The organism is Kitasatospora sp. NPDC001119, from assembly GCF_053598475.1.
On sequence record NZ_JBSFKI010000013.1, the window covers coordinates 43,601 to 59,930 of the forward strand.

The window sequence follows — 16,330 nt, forward strand, 5'->3', positions numbered from 1 at the left end:
TGATCCAAGTCGTACCTGGGTCTGTCAGATCAGTGGTGGGAACTCCGCGGGCGCGTGGGACATCGCGGAGGACATCGCGGGGCGGAAGCGGGCACTCCGGCCCGCCGCAGCGAGCCCCGGCGCAACTCCTCCCGGACGGCGGGCCAGTCCTCGACCCACGGCCGGCCCGTCCCGGTCGGCGACTCCAGGGCGAGCGTCGCCAGGTAGGCGCGCTTGAGCGCCGCCCGTTCGTCCTGCACCCGCCCCGCGGACTGCTCGATCCGGCGCAGCCGGGCGTGCAGCCGCTCCAGCGCGCCCCCGCCGGTCAGCAGCCGCCGTGCCTCCGGGCCGAAGCGGAAACCGGGGGCCAGCAGCGGCCAGGCCGACCGCCACACCCGGAACACCTCGCGGTGGCTCGGCCCCCACTCCCGCTCGGCCTGGGCCAGCCGCTCCAGCGCCGCCGCCTCGGTCGGCGCCGTACAGGTCTCGCGCAGCGCCCGTGAGAGCGCGCCCCAGTCCTCGCCGGGCGCGTGCCGCAGCGCCGCGTGCAGCAGGTGCGCCACCGAACCGTGCACCACCGTGCGCGGCCACTGCTCGGCCGCCGCCTCCGCCAGCACCGCGCCGGTGCCGCCCACCAGCACCCAGACCTCCCGCACCCCGCGCTCGGCGAGCCCCGCCAGCACCTGCGGCCACTGCTCACCGTCCGCGGCCGGCCACAGGCCCAGCACCTCGCGCCGGCCCTCGGTGGAGACCCCGAGCGCCAGGTGCACCAGCGGCCCGCCCGAGCGGCCGCTGCGCACCGAGTCGACGAAGACCACCGGGTAGACCGGGTCGAGCCGCCGCACGCGCCGCTCGGCGAGCTCGTCCAGCACCTGGTCGGTGATGGCCGAGACGGTCTCCCGGCTCAGCTCCACGCCGTACACCTCGGCCAGGTGCGCCACCAGCTCGCCCGAACTGAGGCCGCGCGCGGTCAGCGAGATCACCAGCCGGTCGAGCCCGGGCAGCCGCCGGGCGCGGGGGAGGACGGCCTTGGGGGTGAAGCTGCCCTCGCGGTCCCGGGGCACCCGCACCTCGACCGGGCCGATCTCGGTGAGCAGCCGTCTGGCCCGGGCGCCGTTGCGGCCGTTGCCGCCGGGACCGGAGCCGTTGCCGGTGCCGTTGCCGGAGCCGCGCAGGTGCTCCTGGAGTTCGAGCTCCAGGGCGCCCTCGATCAGCTGCTTGGCGAAGGCCTGGAGAATCCCGCCGTCGCCCAGCAGCCGGACCGCGCCGGAGCCGACCTGCGCGGCGGCGGCCTCCGCCAACTGCCGCACCAGGCGCTGGTCCACCAGGCCGGCGAGGGCGGCGGGCGGTGCCGCCGGGTCGGAATCAGCTCGCAACTGGGGGTGCCTTCCGTCTGTAGGCCGTTCCGTGCACCGACCGCCCGCTCCGGACGTCCCGTCGGAACGCCAGGTGCGATGCGCCGGCAATCCCCCGGTCACCGCTGCCGGGTACGGTCACGACCGTGACCCCGGCTCCCCGTTTGCGTGCACGCCCGACTACCGTCAGCCGATGATTTCCGCGCCCTTTGGGCGTACACTCACGGCTGTCGGAGCCCGGGGGGCGGCTTTCGAACGGCAGTCACTTCCATCTTGCCGGTTCGGATGCCTGGCGGTAGCCGGTACGGGCATTCGTGAAACCGCAATGCCGAAGCCGGAAGGATGCCCAGATGTGCCCAAGTCAGGACAACTGCGCGGAAAGGGGAACACCCCAGCTCTGCGACCGGGGCATCGAGTTCTACCGCACGGCGCTGGCCGAGGGGGAGGCGGTCGGCGAAGCCCCCGAATGCCTGCTCGCGATGGGTCTGCTGCGCCCGCTGCCCGGCTCCGGTGACCGGCTCGTCCCCGTCCCGCCCGACATCGCCGCCACCGGACTGGCGCGGCCGCTCGAACTCGCCGTACTGGCCCACCAGGAGCGGCTCGCCGCGCTGCACACCTCCTTCCACGCCGCCGAGCACACCTACCGCGACGTCATGCGGCGCGCCAAGTTGCCGATCCGGCTGCTGGCGGGCGAGGAGATCAACCCCGCGCTGGAGAAGGCCGTCGCGGCCTGCTCCGAGGAACTGCTCACCGCCCAGCCGGGCGGCGGCCGCGGCCCCGAGCAACTGGGCGACGCGCTCCCGCGCGACCTCGCCCTGGCCGGCCGCGGCGTGCGCCAACGCACCCTCTACCAGCACACCGTGCGCTCGCACGGCCCGACGCTGGCCTACATCGAGCAGGTCACCGCTCAGGGCGCCCAGGTGCGCACCCTGAACGAGGTCTTCGACCGGGTGATCATCTGCGACCGCTCCACCGCCTTCATCCCGGCCGGCGCCGACCGCCAGGCCGCCGCGATGCTCATCGAACTCCCGCCGCTGGTCGAGTACCTGCTCAAGATCTTCGAGCTGATGTGGGAGCGCGCCGAGCCCGTCACCTACCAGCAGGGCCACCACCGCCCCCGGCTGCTGACCGCCCGCACCCGGCAGAACGTGCTGCGCCTGATGGTCAACGGCTACACCGACGAGGCCATCGCCTCCCGCCTCGGCATGAGCACCCGCACCGTGTCCAGCCACATCCAGAAGGCCAGCGAACTCCTCGGCAGCCGCAGCCGCGGCCACCTCGGCTACATCATCGCCCGCCAGGGCGTCCTGGACGAACCCCTCGACGAACTCTGACCGGCCCGCGCGCCCGGCGCGTGAGCACGGTAGGGCAGTGGGCTCGGACAACGTGCCGTGCGTATCCTGACCGTCGTCTCCCGCCAGGGAGAAACGCGGCCGTCGGTACCCAGGGCTCCGGCCGCTGCCGAGTTCTCCGACGAGTACGAATGGTGATCATGGAAGCGTCCCGTCCCGACCGTTTGACCTGCCTCGCCGTGTGTGCCGGTGCGGGGGGCCTCGCGCTCGGTCTCGAACAAGCCGGGTTCGATCCGGTGTTGCTGCTCGACAACCGTCCGGTGGCCTGCGAGACGCTGCGGTCGAACCGCCCGGACTGGCACGTCCTCCGGACGGACCTCCTCGACTTCGTTCCGGAGGAGCACCAGGAGTGCTACGACGTGGACCTCCTGGCCGCCGGTCTGCCCCGGGTGAAGGCGAGCGCCGCGGTGAGGCGTGAGGACAGCGCGGAGGAGCTCCGGCTGCTCGATGCGACCGTCATGCTCCTGCACGGCGTGCAGCCCCGTGCCCTGCTCATCGAGAACCTCTCCGAGTTGGCCTCCAAGCCCGCGTACGAGTCCATCCGTTCGGAGGTCGAGACCGAACTCCGACACCTCGGGTACGAGTACGAGTGGTTCGTCGTCAACGCGAAGTGGCACGGCGTGCCTCAGGACCGCAAGCAGGGGATCCTGGTGGCGCTGAAGGAGGGCTCCATGCGTGACTTCGTGCCCCCGGCGCGGGACACCGAGCCACCGCTGACGGTGGGGGAGGCGTTGGGCGTCTCGATGGCCGCCCGCGGATGGCCGCACGCCGCGGCCTGGGCCGCACAGGCCGACGAGGTCGCCCCGACCCTGGTCGGGGGTTCCTGGAATCGCGGTGGGCCGGATCTGGGGCCGACCGGATCGAAGCGGTCCTGGGCCCGCATGCGGGTCAACGGCGGCACCGTCGCCAATGAGGTCCCCGGGCCCGAGGACCTCTGGGACCCGTCACCGGACGGCACGGACATGGTGAAGCTGACGGTCGAGCAGGCGGCGCGGCTGCAGGGCTTCCCCGAGGACTGGACCTTCGCCGGCGGCAAGACGGACCGCTACCGGCAGGTGGGCCACGCGTCACCGCCCCCGGTGGCCCGGGCCTTCGGTCTCGCGATCCGGGCCGCGCTGGGCAACCCGGCGCCGGTACCGTGCGACGGACGGTGAAGGGAGCCGTGCGGCGCTCGTGACACCGGGGCGGGACGACACCGGGGCGGGACGACACCGGCCGTGCCGTCCCGCCCTCGGCGCCCGGTGCTCAGTGGGTGAGCAGGTGCGCGAGGAACCCGATCGACGGGTCCTCCGGGGTGCCGACGAGCAGGGCCCGGTCGAGCAGGCCGTTGTTGTGCTCGCAACTGGTCTCCGGGAGCATCACGCAGGCGTGACAGGCGGCCAGATTGGTGCCACCCGCGCCGGAGACCTCGGTCTCGATGCACAGCGGGTCGGCGGAGCACCACTCGGCACGGTGGACGGCCGAGCTCACGGCCTGGGCCAGGCGGTCGATCTCGCCTTGGGCGACCAGGCCGCCGAGGCTGCCGGCCGAGTCACTGGTGGCCGTGTAGATCAGCACCCCGGCCATCTCGTCGCCCGAGTAGATCCGTTCGCGCAGCGACGCGGCCGGGTAGCCCGAGTCCAGACTCCATTCGTTGATCATCACGTGCGCGAAGGTGTGCAGCAGGGCCATGCGCGGCGTGGTGGGGGAGACCGGGACCCGGGCCGGATCGGAGGCTCGTTCGGTGAGGACCCGCTGGTGGTGGTGCCGCATACGGGCCACCCGGTCGACGACGGCGGGCTGTTCGGCCCAGGCGTCCACCTGCTCCTCGTCGAACCGGAGGAACACCCCCTCGCCGTGGACCTCCATGGCGGGCAACCAGTCGGTGGGAGCGAGCGACAACTGCGCCTCGTGGCCCTCGGCGGAGGTCTCGGGATCGATGACCCGGGTGAAGGACTTCAGGGCGCGGACCTCGCGCAGTTTCTTCACCAGCATCGGGGTGACCAGGCCCAGCTCGGTCAGGGGCTTCTCGTCGCCGATCGGCGGCTCGCAGACGAACTGCTCGGTGTGGTGCCCGGATTCCTCCGGGTTGCCGGCACACAGACGCCGGTACTCCAGGTCGCGCAGGGCCCGGTAGCGCTGCTCCTGGTCCCGATCGGGGGTGTCCTCGGCGGAGGGGTCCTCGGCCTCCATCGCGGAGATCAGGTCCAGGACCTGCTGGGAACTCACCGGGGACGTGGACCCCTTGAAGATGTACTTCAGGTGGATCTCGATCTGGGCGAGGTCGGAACACGCGCGGAGATCGTCCCAGTGCTCGTCCAGGGCGTGCACCCGGGTGTCGCTCCACGGGGGGATGGACAGGGCCGAGCGCAGCACCGGCTGCCAGACGGAGGAGGAGCCGCGTTGGAGCGTCCGGGGCCTCCGGGAGCAGGGGATCCTGTCGGCCCCCTTCAGCCAGGGGCGATCGCCCGGACAGTCGAACCCCAGCTCCTTGAGGGCGCCGGCCCGGAAGGAGCCCTCCATGGACACCTCGGGCACGCCGCAGGAACAGGAGATCACGACGGAACGGAGCGAGGCGGTGCGTCCGGAGGACGTCAGGCTCATCCGACCGCCGCAGAAGCCGCTCTCGGCGCGCCGGCCCCGATGCAGCCACCGCCAGTACGGGAAGTCGGAGATGTGCCCGTCCTCGCAGGCGACCACGAACCGGGAGGGCACCAGCGGCTCGCCGCACTCGCCGCACTCGTTCCGTCCGGGCGGAGAGTTGAACTTCCGTACGTGGTCCAGCGCGTGGCACTCGGGGCAGTGGTGCCAGAGGGGGAAGCGGCGCACCCGGATGCCGTCGCGACTGCCGTCACCGGAAGCGGGCGGCAGACGGAAGTGCGTCACTCCCAGCACCCGGGCGAGACGGGGTTCGCGGATCACCGGGGCCTCGTCGCGCGGCCACTGGTCCGCCGCGCCGTCGATGCCCGAGACGATGAAGGACTCCTGTTCCACGGCGACCAACGAACCCACGCCGTAGGTGGTGATGGCCTGGGCCCGACGGACCGCGCCGCGCCGGGGCAGGTTGTGGGCCGGAGTCGTGGAGCCGGCGGTGCGCCGTCGACGGGACGGGGGCGGGGTCATCGGGATGCCTCCATGAACAGGGCGGACTCGGCGTCGACGTCGCGCAGGGACCACAGGGTCTCCCACGCCTCGACGTCCTCCAGGGCGTCGTCGTAGGGCTTGAGCAGCGAGGGGTTGGAACGCCCGCGCTTCGGTTCGTAGCACAGGTTGCCGTTCGCTTCGGCCTCCTCGTACCACCATCCGACGAACTCCTCGAAGGCCGCGTCGACGTGGTCGACCTCCTCCGGGGAGACGTTCGCGACCCGGTCGAGGATCAGCGGGCGGATCCGCTCCCGCAGTTCCTCGTGGAAGAGGTCGATCCGCCCCGCGTCCTCGTCCCTGCGGGCCGCCGGGATCAGGATGCGGGCCAGTGCGACGATCACCGCGTGCAGGCCACGGTCACGGGCCCGGGCCGAGAACGGCGTCACCGAGGTGGACTCGACCTCGCGGTAGAGCGCGGAGTGGAAGTGCTGGAAGTTCTCGTAGTGCGAACGGTCCCGGGAACGGCTCGAGTTGAGCATCACCGCGACCAGGCCCGGGTGGGCGCGGCCGACCCGGCTGGTGGCCTGGATGTACTCGGCGGTGGTCTGCGGCTGGCCCATGACGGCCATCAGACCGAGTCGGTCCACGTCCACGCCGACGGCGATCATGTTGGTGGCCAGCAGCACGTCCACCACGTCCGCCGTGTCACCGTCCGTCAGCCTGCGCTCGATCTGCTTCAGCCGGGCCGGGATCTCGCTGGCGTCCACCCGGCTGGTCAGCTCGGAGTAGTTCCCGACGGACCGCGGCTCGCTCCCGTCGCGTTCGGCCAGGTGCTCCAGATAGGCCACGACGTCGTCGTGGACCTGGAGTTCGGCGGCGGACAGCAGGCGGAGGCTGTTGAAGTAGCCGACCAGTGTCCAGTAGGCGTCGCGCACCTCCTGGCGCGCGTCGGTCCGCAGTGCCTGGTGGAGCAGCGTGGCGTAGGTGCGGATCAGCAGGGTGGACTGGCTCGTGCCGGGGGTGAGCAGGCCCACGTAGCGGCGCGACGCCTTCTCGTTCGCCGGGGTCTCCACGGCGAACCACGAATCGCGGGCGTCCAGTCCAGCGGGCGGGAACTGCCGTACCTCGCGGGAGAACAGGGCCCTGCCCTGGTCGGCGGCCCGGCGGATGGTCGCGGTGGAGGCGATCACCTTGGGCCGCTCGGCGAGCACGTCGACGGCGGTCTCGTACAGGCCGGTCAGGGTGCCCAGCGGTCCGGAGATCAGGTGCAGCTCGTCCTGCACGATCAACTCCGGCGGAGGGGTGGAGTCCTGACGGTCCCGGTTGAAGAGGGCGGCGGTCTGTTCCCGCCAGGGCATCGAGGCGAACTTGTCGACGGTGGCGATCACCAGGGTGGGCCGGGCCGCGTACACCGCCTGGTCGATCAGGTGCACGGGCAGCCCGTCGGAGAACGCGCAGTCCGTGCCGGGGCAGCGCACGTCCATCCGCTTGGCCTCCTCGTCCACTGCGTAGCGGTGGGCGTCCAGGGCGGTCCCGCACCACGGACAGGCGTGCAACTGGACGGGATTCTCCGTCTGGAGCACCCGGCCGGAGCGGGCGGCGGCGAGCTGCCGGGAGGCCACCTCCAGGGTGTTCGGCGTGGCGGAGCGCCCCACCCACATGCCGATGGAGATCTCCTCGTGGCCCAGTTCCCCGGGGTTCTCCAGCCGCATCCGCTCCATGGCGCAGATCAGGATGGCGGCGCGCTCGAACTGCTGGAGGGTCAGCAGGCGCAGCGTGTAGCGCATCAGGACGGTGACCCCGCCGCCGGCCGGTCCGAGCCGCTTGCGGCGCAGGAAGGTGGTCAGGGCGATCAGGCCCAGGTACGCCTCGGTCTTGCCACCACCGGTGGGGAACCACAGCAGGTCGGACACGCCCCGGTCGGGGTGCTCCGGGTCGTCCACCCCGGCCAGGCACAGCAGTACGAAGGCGATCTGGAACGGACGCCAGCGTGCCGTCGTCGGGTCGGGTTCGCCGATCCGGCCGCTCTTGACCCAGGCGGCCCGGGCCCGCTGGGTCGCCATCGCCCGGTTGGCCAGGCGGAACGCCCACATCAGGTCGGGTTTGTCGCGCAGCAGCGCGATGCCCCCCCGGATCCGTTCCAGGGCCTCGCGGCAGGCGCGGACCTGCTCGGCGGCGGCCGTCTCGTACGAGGTACCGGCGAGTTCGGCGGCTTCGTCCCGCTTCCGCTCGATCCACCGTTCGTAGCCGTCGGCCAGCCCGTCCAGCGCGGCGATCACCTCGGCGTCCCCGGCCTCGGCCAGGCCGAGCATGGTGAGGGCACTCGCGTCGATCGTCGGGTTGGAGTCGGTGAGCAGCACCTCGTGCGTGGGCACGAACTCGGTGCGCACCTCGCTCACTCCCGCCTGCACCACGTCGGTGAGGCCGATCGGGGGCGGGGTCCAGTCCCATACCGCCGCGCAGCCGTGGCCGGTGGCGAAGGTGGGGGCGTGCCGGTGCAGCAGCCTGCTGCTCTCCAGCTCGGGGTCCACGGCGGACAGCGCGGTCGGACGTTCCACGAACGCACTGGACCCGTCGGCGGCACGGACCGTCAGCCCGGCCTGGAACAGGGCGAAGGCGTCCTGGAGCTCCCGCTCGCCGACCCTCTGCTCGTTCACCAGGGTGACCGTGACGGTGACCGTGCCGGTCTCCTTCGACGGGCGGCGGACGTGCACGTCCAGCCGGACCGGTCGGTCGATCGGGTAGTAGTCGCCACGACGGTCCGGGAGGGCGAGGTCGATCGTGACGTCCGCCAGGTCGAGTTCCACCCGACGCCAGTGCTCCCGCTGGTCGGAGGTGGTGCGGGCCTCGCTGCGACGCGCCGAGACCTTGCGCCCTTCGGCGTCCTCCGGCTCGTACACGGCGGCACGGGCCGAGACCACGATCTCCCGGCACACGGTGGGGTCGACCGCGAAGGTCAGACCGACACTGGACGGCCGTCGACCGCCGGAGTCGTGGTGGTCGACGGACGGGCCGGACTCGTCGAGGCCGGCCGACCTGGGCAGGGGCTCCTCGTCGAGGCCGCTCTGTTCCTCGTCGTCCTCCTCGAGACGACGGCTCGCCGCGGCGTCCGCCGGGCGCGGGTAGAGCACGCCGATGGGATAGCGGGTGATCGGGGCGTCCTGGTCCAGGACCTCGGCCCGGTCCTCGGCGGAGTCCCCGATGTCGGGGCCCAGCAGCTCCCGGCGGAGCCGGGACACCAGGTCCTCACGGACCCGGTAGTGCTCGGCGTGCCGCCCTGCGTGGATGGTCATTCCTGCTCCTCCTGGGTTCCGGTGGTGTGCCGGAACCGTCCGATTCCGCTGATGCGAGGGGCGATCCACACCCCGTGGTCGCCGAGGCCCGCGTTGGCCCCGGCGGCCGGACTGCCCGCGACCGACTCCAGGCAGTCGATGCGCAGACCGGAGATCTCCTCGGGCCAGCGGATCTCCCACGTGGAGCCGACCTTGAGGACGGAGTGCAACTGACTCCGGAAGACCTCGGAGGCGTCGCCGATCTCCCGCCCTTCGTGCAGCAGGGCGTACCGAGGGCTCTGCTCGGCGCCCATGGGGAGGGCGTCACGCAGCCGGAACGACACCGCGTCCCCCGGCCGTACCCGCTCCAGCAGGTAAGCCTGGGCGCCGGGGGCGTCACCGACGGCGTCGGCCGGTTCCAGGGCGTCCACGTCTCCGGCCCGCACTTCGATGCCGTCGCGCCGCCACTGCAGACGCTGGTTCGGGACTCCCCGGTACAGCCGGCCGGTCGGCTTGTGCCTGAGCACCGTCACCGTGTCAGGCGGGGCGACCCGGTACAGGTCCTCCCGCGCCCGGGTCATCGCCACGTAGAGCGCGCGGGCCTCGGCGGGAACGTCCGGTGCCTCGGTGCGGCGACGCAGTTCGGCGACGGTCGGCGGGTTGAGCACGATCACCCGGTCGAACTCCAGGCCCTTGGAGCGGTGCACCGTGGACACCACGAGCCGGGCCGGTTCCGGATCGGCCAACTCGTCCGGGAACCGGCGCTCCGCCACCAGACGGCGCAACCGCACCACGTCGAGGGTGCCCCGCCCGGCGCCGCGTGCCGCCGGGCGCAGGGAGCGCCACACCCGGTCGAGGTCGGTCTCCTCGGGCAGGGGGATCGCGGCGAGCAGGTCGCGCAGTCGCTCCTCGGCCAGGGTGGCGGCCGCGGTCCGACGCAGCACCTCGGCGACCCAGTACGGCACCGGCCGGTCCCGGAGCGGGCGGCGCAGGGCGTGCGGGACGCCCTGGGTGTGCAGCAGCTCCGAGACGACCAGAGCCTGCCGGTTGTCGCGGCACAGGATCGCGCAGGTGCCGGGGAACGACCGCAGCGTGTCCAGCGTGAACGAGTCGGTGAACGAGCCCAGGTCGGGCAGATCGAGCAGCAGCTCGCGCAGCTCCTCGTGGAGGCGTTCGGCGGCCGCGTCCGCGCCTTCGGGGGCGCTGCCGACGGCCTGGACGGCGGGGCCGAGCGGGAGCGCGGTGCGCGCCTCGGGGGTGACGGCCCGGAAGTTGCGGGTCAGTCGCAGCTCCTCCAGGTCGTCGGCATAGGAGATCCGCACCCAGCGGAGGAAGAGGTCGGCGCGATCGGCGTACTCCTCCGGGTCCTCGATCTGGAAGTCGTAGATCGCCTGGGCGGAGTCGCCGACCAGGGTGAACCCGCAGGAGTCCTGGAGCCGGTCGAGCAACGACTCCACCATCTCCCGGCGGGCGCCCACCAGGTCCTGCACCTCGTCGATGATCACGTGCGTGGGCGGGCCTGCCTCCAGGGACTCCAGCGCGCCCTTCTCGATCGCGTCGGTGGCCGCCCGGATCCGTTCGTCGAACGAGAGCGCCGACCACTCCCCGTCCGGGTGCGCCTGGAGCAGCAGGGAGTAGGCCCAGGAGTCGAAGGTCTGTACCCGTACCCGTCGCGCGTGTTCCCCGTGTCGGGCGATCCGGTCCCGCAGTTCCCGGACGGCGGCGCGGGAGAAGCTGAGGACCAGCAGCTCGGACGCCTCCAGCGCCTCGTCCGGGTCGGTGTGTCCGACGAGCGCGTCCATGCGGCGCACCAGGGTGTGGGTCTTGCCCGTCCCCGCTCCCGCGGTGACCAGCAGCCGGGTGTCCCACGGCCGGTCCACGACGGCCTGCTGTTCGGCGGTGAGGACGGGGCCGTCCTCGGGGTGGGTGGTCATCGGTTGCTCCACAGGTGCTCGAACTGCGTGAAGGCGAGGGCGGTGTCGAAGTTCCGGATGTTGTCGCGGACGTTGAGGATGAGGCAGGTGTCCTTGCCGCCGTTGCGGGGGCCGCGCAGACCGCGGCCGATCATCTGCTGGTACACGTTGGGGCTGTAGACGGGCCGGGCGACGACGACCGCGCGGGTGGCGGGGGCGTCGAAGCCCTGGGTGAGCACCCCGTAGTTGGTGAGCACGCGTACTCGGCCGTCACGGAAGTCCCGGATCCTGGAACGACGGTCGCTGTCGGAGGTGGTGGCGTCCACCGAGGAAGCCGAGATCCCGCGGTCCATCAGCATGGCCGCCAGGTACTTGGCGTGCTCCACGGAGGTGGCGAAGACCAGCACCGGCCAGTTCGCGTCCATGTCCGCGACCTCGTCGACGATGCGGCGGCTGCGGTCGTGGTCGTCGGCCAGACGCTGCTCGGCGGCCTTGGACAGCAGACTGAACTGCTCGGCGCTCTCCCGCTCCTGGCGCGACAGCTCGATGGTGCCGCCGGTCAGCTCCTTGTGCTCGACGTGTGCCAGTACACCGATCTCCTGGAGGTGGCCGTAGGCGTCGTCGGAGGGGAAGACGCCCTCGTCCAGCCGACGGGTGCCGAACCTGTTGACCAGCCGGCGGGTCTCCTCCTCGTTGTGGCCGCGGAACGGGGTGGCGGTGAGACCGAGGAGGTGCCGATCCGTCCGGTGCTGGGTCAGGCCGAGCAGGCTCAGGATCTCGGTGTAGCTCGGGCTGGTGGCCACGTGCGCCTCGTCCACCACCACCAGGGCGGCGGCCCGCAGCCAGGCGTAGCGGTCGGTGTCGAGGCACACCCGCAGCTTGGCGTCGGTGGCCACCACGAGCTGCGGCCCGTCGGTGACCGGGGCGGCCTCGTTCGAGGTCCACAGCCGGTTGATCGTCAGCCGCTCCTGCGCGCCGGCCTTGCTCCAGACGAACTGCCAGCTCTGTACGGCCTGTTCGCACAGTTCCTCGGTCTGGGCGATCCACAGGATCGGACCGTTCAGCTCACCGGCCTGCTTGACCCAACGGATGACGGCTTCGGCGGTGACCCGCGTCTTGCCGGCGCCGGTGGGCAGGGAGAGCATGGCGCGCTGCGGGGCGAGTCGGTCCAGCATCTCGAAGATGTTGAGGGCGAGACGTTCCTGGTACTCGTGCAGGCGGGGGAAGTCCCGGGGGCCGTCCACGGTCAGGCTCTGTTCGAGGGCCGGGGCCCGGTATCCGGCAAAGGGCGCGGGCAGGCCGAGATCGGCGACGAAGGAGACCGCCGCCGGGCCCCCGGTGTAGGAGGACGGGGCGCTCGGGAAGCGTTCCTGGATGTCGCGCGCATGGGTCTTGAGCACGCTGTCGCCGTGCGCGTTGAACGCCATCTGCGCGATCCGGCGACCGGTGGGCTCCGGCCCGTCCGGATCCTGGCGCTCGGCGTCCATGAGTCCTGAGGGGAGCCGGTCGCGCAGGGCCTCTGCACCGATCAGCAGTTCCAGCTTGGCCGTCACGTCCTCGGCCTCGCGGATCGCCTTGAGCGAGGAACGCACCTTCTCGTCCTGCTCCTGACGGACCTGCGCCTCCAGGAGCGCCCGGCAGCCGGCCTCTCCCATCCGCAGACCCAACTCGCGGTCCACGGCCCGGAGCGTGCCCAGCCGGTCCAGCGAGTCCACGACCTTGATCACGTTGCCCTGGCGGGCGCTCGCCAGGGACTTCGCCCGGGCACCGTGCGGGGTACGGACGACCTCCTCCAGCGTGGAGCAGCGCAGCAGCGAGTAGGTGCCGACCGAGCCGCCCATCTTCTGCCGCAGCGTCGGGAACTCCTCGTCCAGCGGAACCGGCTCCACGCTCGACTCGTGCCGGGTCTCCCGGCTGACGACGTCGTCGTGGCGCAGCATGCCCCACTGCTCGACCATGAGGTCGGCGGACTCCTGGTCCGGCATCAGCAGCGCGGGCACCCGCTCGGCCTGCAAGGAGCGGTACTCCTCCGGGTCCGCGGCGACGGCGATCTCGCCGTCCGCCCGGGTGTCCCAGGCGTCGCCGATCCGGCAGCGGGTCAGCGAGTCCTCGGGGAAGGGGATCTCCAACCGGGTCAGCAGGGCGTAGGTGGAACCGACGAAGGTGTCGTCCTCGCTCTCCTGGAGCTTCTCCAGGAGCTGCTCCCACTGCTTCGTACGGACCTTCTCGACGCTGTCCGCGAGCCCGAGCTTCCGGGACTTCTCCTCGCTGATCGACGCCACCGGGAGCACATCACGGTAGCCGCCGAGCTGCGGTCCCACGGCTTCCTTGAGGGGCCTGAGGCCCTGGGACGTCTCGATCAGACCGTGCCGGGAGATCATCCACCGGATGGGGGACTGCACCGATCGACGGGAGTCGACCTGGGCCCCGATCTGCAGGGTCCAGTGCTCGACCAGCGCGTCCTCCGGCAGCGCCCGGACGAAGGCCGCGCGGGCCGGCTCCGAGAGCCGGGGCAGCAGGTGCAGGGGCCCACCGACGGGCGAACCGTCGATCCTGATCCTGGCCAGGGTCGGCCGACTCGCCCGGTCGTCGAGCGTGCGGCAGTACGCCGCGTGCGCGGCGGCCCGGTACTCCTCGAACCAGGGCTCCTCCTCGGGCCTGTGCTTGCCGGTCGGGCGGTCCCGCAGGCCCAACTCGCGGAAGAATCCCGCGTCGTCGGAGTGGAAGCGCATGTCCACCGCGATCTCGGGGTCGCTCTCCGCGGTGACGACGACACCGGGCAGCATGCAGTCGCGCATGGTGTGGAAGCGGCCGTCCGCCGTCCGCACCATCAGCGTCTCCAGGGGCGCGTCCACCCGAGTGGTCACCTCATGGCCCACCACGGAGGCACCCGCCCGGTGGAAGAGCTCCCAGAACCGGTTCCACTCCTGCGGGCCGTACGAGCCGAAGCCCTGGTCGAGGACGCTCACGAAGCGCCCCCGGACGTCGGCTTCCTGGATGCCGAGGGCGGTGAGGGCGGAGTGCAGCGACGGGTCGTCGGACAGGGCGCGGTCCACGTAGACCAGCGACTCCCGCAGGCCGTCCTCCTCGGTGCGGCGGTACACCACGCTTCCCCGAGGGGCGACCAGGCCGTTCTCCTCGGTGAGCACGATCCTGGCCGTGCGGGCCTCCGCGGCGCAGCCGGCGTTCGAAGCGATCATGTCGGCGACGATCCGGACGGCCGTCGCCGAAGCCTCGGCCGTGCCGTCGGAGACCAGCGCCTCGAGCCACTCGACGATCGAGGCCCGCTGCCGGCGGGCGGCGGCCAGGATGTGCTGGACCTTGCCCGTGCGCAGGTCGGTGGCCTCGGCCGAGGGGTGCACCCAGTCGCGAGGGCGCCCGGGGTACGCGTGCCAGGACCGAAGCCAGCGGTTGACCGCGGTGCCGTCCTTCCCCAGGTCCGGGTGGATGTTCAGGCTGCCGGGGACGCGCAGGACACCGTCCTGGTCGGGCAGCGACGGCCGCACCGCGGTGGTGGCCCAGATCTGCTCGGTGAGCAGCCGGTCGGCCCAACTGATCGTCTCCACGCCCTTGGAACGGCCCGGCAGCAGCGGGAGGTACGCGCCGGGGTCCTCCGCCGGCGCGAGTTCGGGCAGCGAGTCGACCACCAGGCCGGCGGCGGTCCGGATCATCTCGACGTTGAACGGCGAGGAGTCCAGCAGGTTCTGCCGGTCCTCGTTGGTCTTCCACGCCCCGTTCAGGATGCCGCTGAGGGTCATCTCGTACTTGGTCGGGAAGAACGACCAGAACCGGCCCCGCCCCTTGGCGTCGGCGTAGCCGAGCAGGCCGGTCCGCTCGTCCGTGTTGTAGGCCGGGACCGCCCAGGCCAGGTCGACGGTCAGCCGGTCGTGCAGCTCGCCCGCGTCGCGTCGGGCGACCTCGGTCGGTTCGTGGGTGCGGGTGAAGACCCGCCACTGCGAGGTCGCCGGCGGCTTGCCGACCCGTTCCTCCTGGATCGTGTGCAGGTTGCCGACCCGCTCGGCCTGGAGGGCCCGGCGCGCGATCGGGCGGGGCCGGCGGTCCTCCAGGACCACCTGGCCCACGTGCGGGGAGAACAGGTGGAAGCCGGACGGGAATTCCTCGCGGGTGTCGTGACCGGCGGTGCCCTGGTGGCCGTGCATGTCCTTGCCCAGCCGATCGGCGGCGCCGGGCAGCAGCGGGAGACGGACCACCGTGGTGGCCCACGCCAGCAGTTCGTCCAGCACCTGGTCCTTGAGGCGCTCGGCCGCCATGTCCAGCTCGCGGGCCATGCGCAGTACGGGTGCCTCGAACTCCGCGCCGAACCGCTCGCGCACCCCGGGCACGTTGCGGATCAGCTCGAACGACCAGGCCCGGTCGAAGCCGAAGCTGCCCTCGCGGCTGAAGAATTCGGGCGCGTCGGTCACCACCAGGACCGACTTCACCCCCACACCGAACCGGCCGATCTGCCCGCCGCGCTTGCGGGACGTGCTCATGCGCAGGATGGTCTCCGCGCCGTCGGGCGTCACCGGGTCGCCCTGGTTGGCGCAGTACAGATGGGTGCCGGTGAGGACGACGTGGATCCGGCCGCCGGGCTCGTCGCGCAGCTCGTCGGCCGCGTTCTGGACGAGTTCGAAGAGCTGCCGGTCGCCGTACCCGCCCTGGGTGATGCGGCGTTCGCCGTTGGCGTGTTCGGGGATCAGGCCCGGGTCGACGGCATAGGTCTCCAGGACACGGAGGGACTGCTCGACGACGGTGCGGATCACGGGGGACTGCGGGTCGGCCACGAATGGTTCCACTTCGGGTGCGGAGGAAAGGTGGGCGCGAGGACTGTCGGACGTTCCGTCAGTGGGTGCGGTGAACGGTGACCGTGACGATGTAGCTGCGAGTGCGGCCGGTGATGCGCTGACACTGGCCGGGGTTCCGGCGCGGGCGGCGAGCCTGGGCCTCGGTGTCACGGATGGCGTTCCGGTAGATGGCGACCATGTCGGGGGTCAGGTCGTGCAGGTAGAGGTACACGCCCAGGGCCTGCGGGTCGTCGGCGAGCGCGTCGCAGGTGGAGACGATGGAACGCATGTGGTGGTTCGGGGAGTGCTTCGGGGACACCGCGGTACCTGCGCTTTCGCATTCGTGGGATTGCACGACGGGATGGTGCGAACTGGTGCAGGAGGAGAACGGGCCGCGCGAGGATCCACGGAATCCGCGAAGGAATTCCGGAGGCAGCCGTAGAGTATTCCCCCCCAGGAAAAAGATGTACCACACCCCGTGCCAGGGCTTCCTTCCGCGGCTCCTGCCGTGGAATTGGCAACGACCTTACCCGCGGCTCCGGCGTCCTGCAACTGTGGTCATAAGGGGCCATCGGGTTAATTCGGACAAGAGGGCGAGGGCTCTCGATTCCT

At 71.8% G+C, this 16,330-nt stretch carries 7 protein-coding genes and 1 pseudogene; 2 read left to right on the forward strand and 6 right to left on the reverse strand.

What is annotated here, in order from left to right:
• Positions 1 to 110: 110 nt before the first annotated feature.
• Positions 111 to 1,355 (reverse strand): annotated as a pseudogene (locus ACWDD9_RS17890) (IS256 family transposase); the annotation flags it as partial.
• 329 nt (positions 1,356 to 1,684) lie between these two features.
• On the opposite strand from ACWDD9_RS17890, the gene ACWDD9_RS17895 reads away from it, so the two are divergent.
• Together ACWDD9_RS17895 and ACWDD9_RS17900 are read left to right on the forward strand one after the other, a co-directional pair.
• Positions 1,685 to 2,668: a helix-turn-helix transcriptional regulator gene (locus ACWDD9_RS17895; protein WP_049649231.1), complete on the forward strand. Its 984-nt coding sequence runs from the start codon at positions 1,685 to 1,687 to the stop codon at positions 2,666 to 2,668.
• Between the two features lie 149 nt (positions 2,669 to 2,817).
• A complete protein-coding gene (locus tag ACWDD9_RS17900) occupies positions 2,818 to 3,840 on the forward strand; it encodes a DNA cytosine methyltransferase (protein WP_199823021.1) in 1,023 nt (340 codons plus the stop codon).
• A 91-nt stretch (positions 3,841 to 3,931) separates the two neighbouring features.
• Here the strand turns inward: ACWDD9_RS17900 and drmB are convergent, their stop codons facing one another.
• The 5 genes from drmB to ACWDD9_RS17925 are packed head-to-tail and all read right to left on the reverse strand — an operon-like array spanning position 3,932 to position 16,037.
• On the reverse strand, positions 3,932 to 5,788 hold the full coding sequence (gene drmB / locus ACWDD9_RS17905) for a DrmB family protein (RefSeq protein ID WP_449812002.1): 1,857 nt from the start codon (positions 5,786 to 5,788) through the stop codon (positions 3,932 to 3,934).
• Positions 5,785 to 9,042, reverse strand: coding sequence for a helicase-related protein (locus ACWDD9_RS17910; RefSeq protein ID WP_387966968.1), 3,258 nt, complete (start codon positions 9,040 to 9,042; stop codon positions 5,785 to 5,787). The genes drmB and ACWDD9_RS17910 overlap by 4 nt, the downstream gene beginning before the upstream one ends.
• Positions 9,039 to 10,955: a UvrD-helicase domain-containing protein gene (locus ACWDD9_RS17915; RefSeq protein ID WP_049649228.1), complete on the reverse strand. Its 1,917-nt coding sequence runs from the start codon at positions 10,953 to 10,955 to the stop codon at positions 9,039 to 9,041. Before ACWDD9_RS17915 ends, ACWDD9_RS17910 begins: the two co-directional genes overlap by 4 nt.
• Positions 10,952 to 15,718: a DEAD/DEAH box helicase gene (locus tag ACWDD9_RS17920; RefSeq protein WP_387966967.1), complete on the reverse strand. Its 4,767-nt coding sequence runs from the start codon at positions 15,716 to 15,718 to the stop codon at positions 10,952 to 10,954. Before ACWDD9_RS17920 ends, ACWDD9_RS17915 begins: the two co-directional genes overlap by 4 nt.
• 58 nt (positions 15,719 to 15,776) lie before the next feature.
• Positions 15,777 to 16,037: a hypothetical protein gene (locus ACWDD9_RS17925; RefSeq protein ID WP_387966966.1), complete on the reverse strand. Its 261-nt coding sequence runs from the start codon at positions 16,035 to 16,037 to the stop codon at positions 15,777 to 15,779.
• Positions 16,038 to 16,330 lie beyond the last annotated feature (293 nt).

Excerpts from the sequence above, each read along its gene's own strand:
- ACWDD9_RS17895 (WP_049649231.1), top strand. The coding sequence starts at position 1,685 with ATGTGCCCAAGTCAGGACAACTGCGCGGAAAGGGGAACACCCCAGCTC.
- ACWDD9_RS17900 (WP_199823021.1), top strand. The coding sequence starts at position 2,818 with ATGGTGATCATGGAAGCGTCCCGTCCCGACCGTTTGACCTGCCTCGCC.
- drmB (WP_449812002.1), bottom strand. The coding sequence starts at position 5,788 with ATGACCCCGCCCCCGTCCCGTCGACGGCGCACCGCCGGCTCCACGACT.
- ACWDD9_RS17910 (WP_387966968.1), bottom strand. The coding sequence starts at position 9,042 with ATGACCATCCACGCAGGGCGGCACGCCGAGCACTACCGGGTCCGTGAG.
- ACWDD9_RS17915 (WP_049649228.1), bottom strand. The coding sequence starts at position 10,955 with ATGACCACCCACCCCGAGGACGGCCCCGTCCTCACCGCCGAACAGCAG.